The sequence below is a fragment of the Phenylobacterium sp. genome (assembly GCF_035569475.1).
Taxonomy (GTDB): domain Bacteria; phylum Pseudomonadota; class Alphaproteobacteria; order Caulobacterales; family Caulobacteraceae; genus Phenylobacterium.
On the sequence record NZ_DATMNA010000120.1, the window covers coordinates 1 to 7,929 of the forward strand.

At 71.9% G+C, this 7,929-nt stretch carries 9 protein-coding genes; 1 reads left to right on the forward strand and 8 read right to left on the reverse strand.

Annotation, left to right across the window (positions count from 1 at the left end; translation table 11 throughout):
- Positions 1 to 166: 166 nt before the first annotated feature.
- The 8 genes from ccmE to VNW53_RS19075 form a co-directional block, all read right to left on the reverse strand.
- Positions 167 to 715 (reverse strand): cytochrome c maturation protein CcmE, encoded by a 549-nt coding sequence (gene ccmE / locus VNW53_RS19040; RefSeq protein ID WP_325557583.1) that lies wholly within the window; start codon positions 713 to 715, stop codon positions 167 to 169.
- Positions 712 to 1,803, reverse strand: a complete 1,092-nt coding sequence (ccmI, locus tag VNW53_RS19045) for a c-type cytochrome biogenesis protein CcmI (protein ID WP_325557584.1) — start codon at positions 1,801 to 1,803, stop codon at positions 712 to 714. Before ccmI ends, ccmE begins: the two co-directional genes overlap by 4 nt.
- A 172-nt stretch (positions 1,804 to 1,975) precedes the next feature.
- Positions 1,976 to 3,370: a hypothetical protein gene (locus tag VNW53_RS19050; protein WP_325557585.1), complete on the reverse strand. Its 1,395-nt coding sequence runs from the start codon at positions 3,368 to 3,370 to the stop codon at positions 1,976 to 1,978.
- Between the two features lie 80 nt (positions 3,371 to 3,450).
- Positions 3,451 to 4,839: an ATP-binding protein gene (locus tag VNW53_RS19055; RefSeq protein WP_325557586.1), complete on the reverse strand. Its 1,389-nt coding sequence runs from the start codon at positions 4,837 to 4,839 to the stop codon at positions 3,451 to 3,453.
- A gap of 34 nt (positions 4,840 to 4,873) precedes the next feature.
- On the reverse strand, positions 4,874 to 5,566 hold the full coding sequence (locus VNW53_RS19060) for a response regulator transcription factor (protein WP_325557588.1): 693 nt from the start codon (positions 5,564 to 5,566) through the stop codon (positions 4,874 to 4,876).
- A 13-nt stretch (positions 5,567 to 5,579) separates the two neighbouring features.
- Positions 5,580 to 5,864, reverse strand: coding sequence for a PepSY domain-containing protein (locus VNW53_RS19065; protein WP_325557590.1), 285 nt, complete (start codon positions 5,862 to 5,864; stop codon positions 5,580 to 5,582).
- Between the two features lie 86 nt (positions 5,865 to 5,950).
- The gene (locus VNW53_RS19070; protein WP_325557592.1) at positions 5,951 to 6,898 is read right to left on the reverse strand and encodes a DnaJ C-terminal domain-containing protein; all 948 of its coding nucleotides are present in this window, start codon (positions 6,896 to 6,898) and stop codon (positions 5,951 to 5,953) included.
- A 96-nt stretch (positions 6,899 to 6,994) separates the two neighbouring features.
- A complete protein-coding gene (locus VNW53_RS19075) occupies positions 6,995 to 7,456 on the reverse strand; it encodes a YcgN family cysteine cluster protein (RefSeq protein ID WP_325557594.1) in 462 nt (153 codons plus the stop codon).
- Between the two features lie 76 nt (positions 7,457 to 7,532).
- On the opposite strand from VNW53_RS19075, the gene VNW53_RS19080 reads away from it, so the two are divergent.
- Positions 7,533 to 7,929, forward strand: a 397-nt coding sequence (locus VNW53_RS19080) for an ATP-binding cassette domain-containing protein (RefSeq protein ID WP_325557596.1), incomplete at its 3' end; no start/stop codon positions are given.

Here is a 7,929-nt window from a genome sequence, read left to right on the forward strand (position 1 = left end):
AGGCAGGCGAAGGCGATGGCGACGCCGGCGAACGAGGCCACCGCGGCGCCCTCGCCGGCCGCCGCGAGCACGGCCGAGCGTTTCACCCGCGCGACCGCCGACAGCCCCACCTGGGCGATGGCGAAGGCGAGCGCCAGGATCAGCGCGAAGGACCCGAATTCTGCGATCATGTGCTGGGTCTTCCGCCCGCGTTTACGGGGGAGGTGGCGCGCCCCTCTTGGGGCGTGTCGGAGGGGGCTTCCTTCGCATAGTCCGGCGTCGAGCCGTCGCCGCGCCACTCGCCCTGCGCCTTCAGCGCCTTGGCCAGGTCCGGTGGCATGTACTTCTCGTCGTGCTTGGCCAGCACCTGCTTGGCCTCGAAGACCCCGTCCTGGCGGAACGCGCCCACGGCCACCACGCCCTGGCCCTCGCGGAACAGGTCGGGCAGGTCGCCCTGGAAGCTCACCCGGTCCTGCGCCGTGCGGTCGGCGACCACGAATTCCACGCGCCCGTCGGAATGCTTGGCGACGCTGCCCATGCGCACCAGCCCGCCGAGCTGCACCGAGCGCCCCGGCGGCGGATGGGCCGCGGCAGCCTGGCTGGGCGTGTAGAAGAACGAGATCGAGCCGCGCAGGCCCCACAGCGTCAGGCCCAGCGCCAGGGCCAGCACCGGGGCGATCGCCGCCACCAGGGTCAGGCGCCGCCGCGCCTTCGGGGATTTGGGCAGCCAGCTCATTTCATGGGCTCCGTGGCCGCGGCCTTGCTCAGCGCGTCCAGCACCTCGGCCTTGCCGGCGTAGCGGGCGCGGGCGGACTTCAGCGCCGCGTCGCGTTTTTCGGTGTCGCCGAGCACGGCGTAGGCCTTGACGAGCTGCACCCAGCCGGGCGGGTCGTCGGGGCTCTGCGCCAGCCGCGCGGCGAGGTTGGCCACCATACCGCGCACCGCGGTCATCTGGTCGCCCGAGAGGCCCTGCGGCGCCGCCGGCGGCGGGGGCGCCTGGCCCTCCGCCTGGGCGATGGCGCCCTGCAGGTCGCCGCGCCGCGGGTCGGTCGGCGGCATGTCGGCCAGCAGCGAGCGCCAGTCGGCCAGGCCGGCCGCCTTGTCGCCGGCCTTGATCTTCGCCCGCGCCAGTTGGAAGCGGGCGGCGATGTTGCGGGGGTCCAGGCGGATCGTGTGGGCGAAGGCGTCGATGGCGTCGTCGGTCAGCTCGCCGTTGGCCGTGAACATGAGGGCCTCGCCCAGCATCTCCCAGAGGTCGGCGCGCTGCGGCGCGAGCTGGACGGCGTGTTTCAGGGCCCGCACCGCGCCGGCGGGATTGCTGGAGGCGCCCTCCGCCAGGGCCAGGAAGCGGAAGCCGTCCGGATCGTTGGGCCGCTCCTTGGTGAGCTTGCCCAGCACCGCGGCCATCTCCGGCGGCTGCAGGCTTTCCGGATTGGCCGCCCGCCACTGCGCCAGCCGCGCGGCGAAGGGCTGATCGCCCATGCCCGGCGAGCCGACGGCGAGATAGATGGCCAGCGCCAGCAGCGGCGCGCCCACGGCGACCAGCAGGATCGGCATCCGGCCGGCGCCCGTCGACCAGGCCTCGACCGGCGCGTCGGCGGCGGCCAGCAGGCGCCGTCCGGCCTCGGCCTCTGCCACCCGGCGCTCCTCCGCGCCGATCAGGCCGCGGTCGGCCAGGTCGCCGATCTCGGAGAGCTGGCGGCGATAGAACATCGACGTCGTGTCCGCGGACTGTGCGTGCGCGGCGGCCTGGGCGGCGCGGAACATCAACAGGATGGCCGCCGCGGCGGACAGGGCTCCGGCGGCGACCCAGAAGGCGATCATGCGGCGCGTGTAGCCGAAAGCGCCGGCCAGCGCGAGTGCGTCATCGGCCCTCGGGGCCCGGTGACGGCCAGAGTGCTTCCCACATCGATCCGGACCGACGAGATAGGCTCAGATCCGGATGGCGACCTCGCGCGATCGCGGCTGCTTTCGTTCAGGCCTGTTGGGACGGGGTCTAGATGTCGAGGATGACCGAATTGTCGGGGGGCGCGCAGGCCTTGGCCGCGCGCCGGCGCACCAGTTCGGCGGCCTTTTCGTCGCGGATCAGCGCCACCATGTCCGCCGCGACCGCCAGGAACGCCCCGGCGATGGCGGGCGGGGCGTCGCCCGTGCGGGCGATGTCCAGCACGTCCTCGACATAGTGGTCGATCTGGCCGCCCAGCTTCTCGACCACCTTGGCGTGCATCGCCGAGAAGCCCCCGTAATTGGCGCAGAGCCGGACCTCGTGGGTGAAATTGAGGAGCGTCATGGCTCGGCCCACGGCCTTGGGATCCGGCGACTCGTCCAGCTTCGGGCCGCTCCGGCGGGGTCGGGCGAAGCCGGAGGATTGATTCGGCAGGGCCGCGGCAGCCAGTTTCTCGGCGTCGCGCAGACGGCCCTCGACCAGGTTGGCCAGGGCCTTCTTCTGGCCGACGATCCGCTGGCCCCAGCCATGCTCGCGGTTGAGCTCGATGCAGACCTCCAGCTCGAAGACCTGCTGGGTGATCAGCTCCACCAGGCGTCCGGCCTCGCGCCCGGTTTCGCGGCCGCCGTCCAGGTCCAGCTTGCCGATCGCCTTCAGGGACTCGTCGATCTGCGCCATCACCCGCTCGGGGAAGCCGCCCAGTTCGGAGTCCGCCAGGTAGCGTTCGGTGGGCTTGTCCATGATCGCCGAGATGATCCGCAGCACCATCCATGGGGGATTGAGCTGGGCGGCCAGCATCTCGAAGAAGCGCGGCCCCGCGTCCTCGACGACCGCCACGGCGTCCTTGTAGGCCAGCCGGGCCGGCGCGCTGGTCTCGTCGCCGGCCTGGGCGATCCAGTCGCCGAGCCTTGGCAGGGTTTTTCGCACGATAGGCGCGATGTCGAGGCAGGCGGCGAAGGCCTCGGCCCCGCCCGGCCGCGCACGCTCGCAAAGCTCCGCCGCCGCCTTGAACTCCCGCACCTCGCCGGCGCGGAAGGCCTTGGCCGCGGCGGTCAGGAGGAGGTTGTAGGCCGGGCTCGGGTCCGGCACGCGCTGCTCGCTCGCCTGCGCCGCCGCCACCGCCGCCGAAGCCCTGACCGCCTGGGCCATCTCGGCGGGGGCGGAGGCCTTGAGGCCGCGCCAGGCGAAGCTCAGCGCCTGGGCGGGGAAGGTCAGCTTCTGCTTGTCGCCGCCGTCGCCGACGCACAGGGGGACAAGCGGCTGAAACACGGCGTTGCGCATCAGGCGGTCGACCGCCTCGACCTCGACAAGCTGGCGCACGCTCGCCAGCACGCTGTCGCCGACGCTGTCGGCCAACGCCAGGCGCAGACCGCCCACGATCCGATCAGGCGCCGATTCCACCAGCATCCTGACGATCTCGATCTTCCGGTCGGAGAGGGCGACCATCAATAGCTCCGGTCACGGAACGCGGGTCCGCAAGCCCCTTACCTTGGCCTGCCGCGGGTTAAGGTTGTCCGAAGGGAGATTCAGGCCTCTGCGCGGGGCAGGTCGGCCTCCAGCCGCAGCCCGCCGAGCGGCGAGTCCGACAGGCTCAGCGAGCCGCCGTAGGCCCGCGCCAGCTCGTCGATGATCGACAGGCCAAGCCCCGATCCCGGGGCCGTCTCGTCCAGCCGCGTTCCACGCTGCACCACCTCGGCGCGGCGCTCCGGCGGCAAGCCCGGGCCATCGTCCTCCACCAGCAGGCGGAAGCGCTCGGGGCTCAGTTCGTCGGCCCGGACGCGCACCTTCGAACGGCCCCACTTGCAGGCGTTCTCGATGGCGTTGCCGGCGATCTCCAGCAGGTCCTGGCGCTCGCCCAGGAAGTACAGGTCCTCCTCGGCGTCCCAGTCGATGGCGACGCCCTTGTCGCGGTAGATCCTGTCCAGGGTGCGCGATAGCTCGTCCAGCACCTCGGCGACCGAGGTGCGCTCGCCCTGGCCCTGCGTGCGGGCCGCGGCGCGGGCGCGGCGCAGGTGGTGGTCCACCTGCTTCTGCATGGCCTCGGCCTGGCGCTCGACGACTTCGGCCAGGGGCCCGGGCCGCTGGCGGGCCTCGGTGATCATCACCGAGATCGGAGTCTTCAGCGCGTGCGCCAGGTTGCCCACGTGCGTGCGCTGGCGCTCGACCACCTGCTGATTGTGCTCGACGAGGGCGTTCAGCTCTTGGGCCAGCGGCATCAGTTCGCTTGGATAGGTCTCGGCCAGGCGCGGAGCCTTGCCGCGGCGCACGGCGGCCACCTCGCTGCGCAGCTCGAACAGCGGGCGCAGGCCCACCCGCACCTGGATCACGATGGCCACGATCAGCAGCGCCGCCATCAGGAAGAAAGCGGCCGAGGTGGCGGCGATGAAATTGGAGACGTCGCGGTCGACGGAGCTGCGGTCCTCGGCGGCCAGGAAGATCACCGGCGCCTTGCGGCCGGGCAGGAAGTTCTGCTGCGCCCGGGCCCGCAGCGGCTCATCCTGCGGGCCGCGGGCGGGATAGGCGATCTTGCGGCCGGGATGCGCCTTCAACTGCGCCACCAGGTCCGGCGGGGTCTGCAGGGTGGAATCGAACAGGGAGTGCGACCGCGCGATCGGCCGGATCTTGCCGTCGGCGGTCGGCTCGGCGATCTCCCAGTAGCGGCCCGAATAGGTGCGCAGCGCCCGCTCGTCGGTGAACGGCGGGGCGTACACCTGGCCGTCCTCCACGTCGGAATAGGCCGCCAGGTTGGTGATCAGGTCGGCCAGCGTCTCGTCGACCCGCCGGATCGCCGCGCGCTGGAAGAGCAGGCCCATGACCAGGGCGGTGACCACCAGCGCCCCGATGCTCCAGGTGAGCGCCAGCAGCACCAGCCGTCGGGCCAGCGACGAGGCGCCGAGCGCGGCCGGCAGCCTCACGTCGCGCTCATCCCGCGGGCCCCCGCCCGGCGCATCAGGAGGCCTGCGCCTCGCCGCCGCGTTCCTCTTCGGGGCAGGTCAGGCGGTAGCCCAGCCCGCGGGCGGTCTCGATGCGGTCGGAGCCGATCTTCTTGCGCACCCGGCCGATGAACACCTCGATGGTGTTGGAGTCGCGGTCGAAGTCCTGGTCGTAGAGATGCTCCACCAGTTCGGTGCGGCTGATCACCCGCCCTTGGTGCATCATCATGTAGTGCAGCAGGCGGTACTCCAGCGACGTCAGCCGCAGCGGCTCGCCGTTGACGCTCGCCCGCGCGGCCCGCGGGTCCAGCCTGAGGCCCCCGCACGACAGGTTCGGCGCCGCATGCCCCGCCGAGCGGCGCAGCAGGGCGCGCAACCGCGCCAGCAGCTCCTCGGTGTGGAAGGGCTTGGTCAGGTAGTCGTCGGCGCCGGCGTCGAAGCCCGCCACCTTCTCGCTCCAGGCGCCGCGGGCGGTGAGGATCAGCACGGGCGTGGCCATGTTCTCGCGCCGCCAGCGCTCCAGAACCGAGACCCCGTCCACCTTGGGCAGGCCCAGGTCGAGGATCACCGCGTCATAGGGCTCGGTCTCGCCGAGGAACTGGGCCTCTTCCCCGTCCGGGGCGTGGTCCACCGCATAGCCGGCGTCGGCCAGCGCCAGCTTCAGTTGCCGGCTCAGGTCCGGATCGTCTTCCACGAGCAGGATGCGCATCGCAGAGTCCTTCCTATTGCCCCAGCACCTGGCCGGTCTGGGCGTCCACGGTGAACACCACGATCTGGCCGCTGGGGAACTGCCACTGCACGAGATAGACCGGCTTGCCGCCGGACTGCCCCATGGTCGTATTGAGCTGCTTGCCCTTGTACCGTTGGGCCAGCTCTTTCAGAACGCGCGAAAGCGGCGCCTGGGCGCCGGACGAGGCCTCGGGCGCGCCGGGCCGCTCCTGCGCCGCGGACGCGGTCACGGGCGCGGCGCCCAGCAGCAGGGCGGCGATGAGGAGGAGGCGCATCATGGGATCAGCTTGTGGCCGCCCGGGACTGAACCGGGCCTGAACACCGAGCTTATGGGGCGTTGGAGCGCGGCTGTCACGCCGCGCCTCTAGCTGCGCCGTTTGGGCGTGTAGGGCCGCGCCTTGCGCCACGCCTGCGCGAATGCCTCCAGCTCGGGGTCAGGCTTGTCCGGCAGGAAGACCACCAGACGCGCGAAGAGGTCGCCGCGCACGCCGCGGGCGTCGGCCAGGCCGCGGCCCTTCAGCCGCAGGCGCGCCCCGGTGTTGGAGCCCTGGGGGATGGTCAGGGTCACCGGCCCGTCCGGCGTCGGCGCCTCGGCCTTGCCGCCCAGCACCGCGTCATAGACGGTGATCGGCACGTCCATCACCAGGGCCTCGCCTTCGCGGCGATAGATCGGGTGCGGTGCGATGGTCAGCTCGATGAAAGCGTCGCCGGGACCGGCGCGGCCGGGCGAGCCCTGGCCCTTGAGCCGGAGCGTCTGGCCCTCCTGGGCGCCCTTGGGGATCGAGACGTCGATGGTGCGGCCGTCGGAGAAGGAGATGCGCTTCTTGGCGCCCTTGATGGCGTCCTCCAGGTCGATCTCCAGGCGCGCCCGCACGTCGGAGCCGCGCTGGGAGAAGCCGCCGAAACCGCCGCCCTGGCCGCCCGCCCGTCCGCCGCGCGCCCCGCCGAACATCTCGCCCAGGATGTCGCCCAGGTCGACGCCCTCGAAGCTCGCGCCATGAGCGCCGCCCGGCGGCGGACCCCACGGGCCACCCTGCCCGCCGCCCTGGCCGCGACCGAAGCCGCCCCCGAAGCCGCCGAAGGTCTCGCGCCCGTCGGCGTCGATCTCGCCGGCGTCGAACTTCTTCTTCTTGGCCGCGTCGCCCAGGATGTCGAAGGCTCCGGAGACCTGCTTGAAGCGCTCCTCGGCGGCCTTGTTGTTGGGATTGGTGTCGGGGTGGTTGGCCTTGGCGAGCTTGCGGAACGCCTTGCGGATCTCGTCCGCGCTCGCGGTGCGCGGAACGCCCAGGACCTGATAGGGGTCGCTCGCCAAGTCGGTTCAGCCCTTTTTGGAAGTGCGGTCTCTCTAGAGGCCTAGATTGGTCGGTTCGGTTCCGCGCGCAAGGGCCGATGTGGCGGAAATGTCACATCACCGCCGCCCGCGTTCCGCAGTCAGGTCCGGGGCGGCGAAGTCCAGCGCGTCCTCCGCCTCGGCCAGCACGCTTTCGCTGACCGTCTGGCCGCGCACAGAGACCCCGGCCCGGTGCACGCTCTCCGGGTCGCCGGAGACCAGCGGGTGCCAGTCGGCCAGGTCGCGGCCCTCGTGCAGGCGGCGGTAGGCGCAGGAGAGCGGCATCCAGGCGAGCTGCTCGATATTGCCCGGCGTCAGCTTCACGCAGTCGGGCACATAGGCCTGGCGGTTCGCATAGTCGGTGCAGACGCAGGCGTGGGCGTCGAACAGCTTGCAGTGCACCCGCGTGGGGATGATGCCGCCGTCCTCGTCCTCGAAACGCACCAGGCAGCAGAGGCCGCAGCCGTCGCACAGGCTCTCCCATTCGGGGACCGTCATTTCGCTCAGCGACTTGCGCCGCCAGAAGGGTTCGCCGGCCATGGCGCCTATCTAGGCGCGATCGCGCCCCAATCCCAGCTTGCGCCGAAAGCCAGGGCCGCTATCTGAGGCCCCTCAAATGCGCGCACCCATCCTCGCCCTGAAGGACGTCCGCCTGGCGGACGGTCCGCTGATGCTGTTCGACGGCGTCGACCTGGCTCTCGACGCCCGGGTCCGCGCCTGCCTGGTCGGGCGCAACGGCGCGGGCAAGTCGACCCTGCTGCGCATCCTGGCCGGCCAGGTCGAGCCGGACGGCGGCGAGCGCAACGTCACCACCGGAACCCGCATCGCCTTCGTGCCGCAGGAGCCGGAGATCGTAGGCGACACCCTGCTCGACTACGCCACGGCCGGGGGCGCGCAGGACTACCAGGCGCAGGCGGCGCTCACCGACTTCGGGCTGGATCCCGGGAAGGCGGCTCAGGGCCTGTCCGGGGGCGAGATCCGCCGCACGGCGCTGGCGCGGGCCTTCGCCGAAG

Coding starts and splice junctions, on each gene's coding strand:
- ccmE (WP_325557583.1), bottom strand. CDS start 715: ATGAGCTGGCTGCCCAAATCCCCGAAGGCGCGGCGGCGCCTGACCCTG.
- ccmI (WP_325557584.1), bottom strand. CDS start 1,803: ATGATCGCCTTCTGGGTCGCCGCCGGAGCCCTGTCCGCCGCGGCGGCC.
- VNW53_RS19050 (WP_325557585.1), bottom strand. CDS start 3,370: ATGGTCGCCCTCTCCGACCGGAAGATCGAGATCGTCAGGATGCTGGTG.
- VNW53_RS19060 (WP_325557588.1), bottom strand. CDS start 5,566: ATGCGCATCCTGCTCGTGGAAGACGATCCGGACCTGAGCCGGCAACTG.
- VNW53_RS19065 (WP_325557590.1), bottom strand. CDS start 5,864: ATGATGCGCCTCCTCCTCATCGCCGCCCTGCTGCTGGGCGCCGCGCCC.
- VNW53_RS19075 (WP_325557594.1), bottom strand. CDS start 7,456: ATGGCCGGCGAACCCTTCTGGCGGCGCAAGTCGCTGAGCGAAATGACG.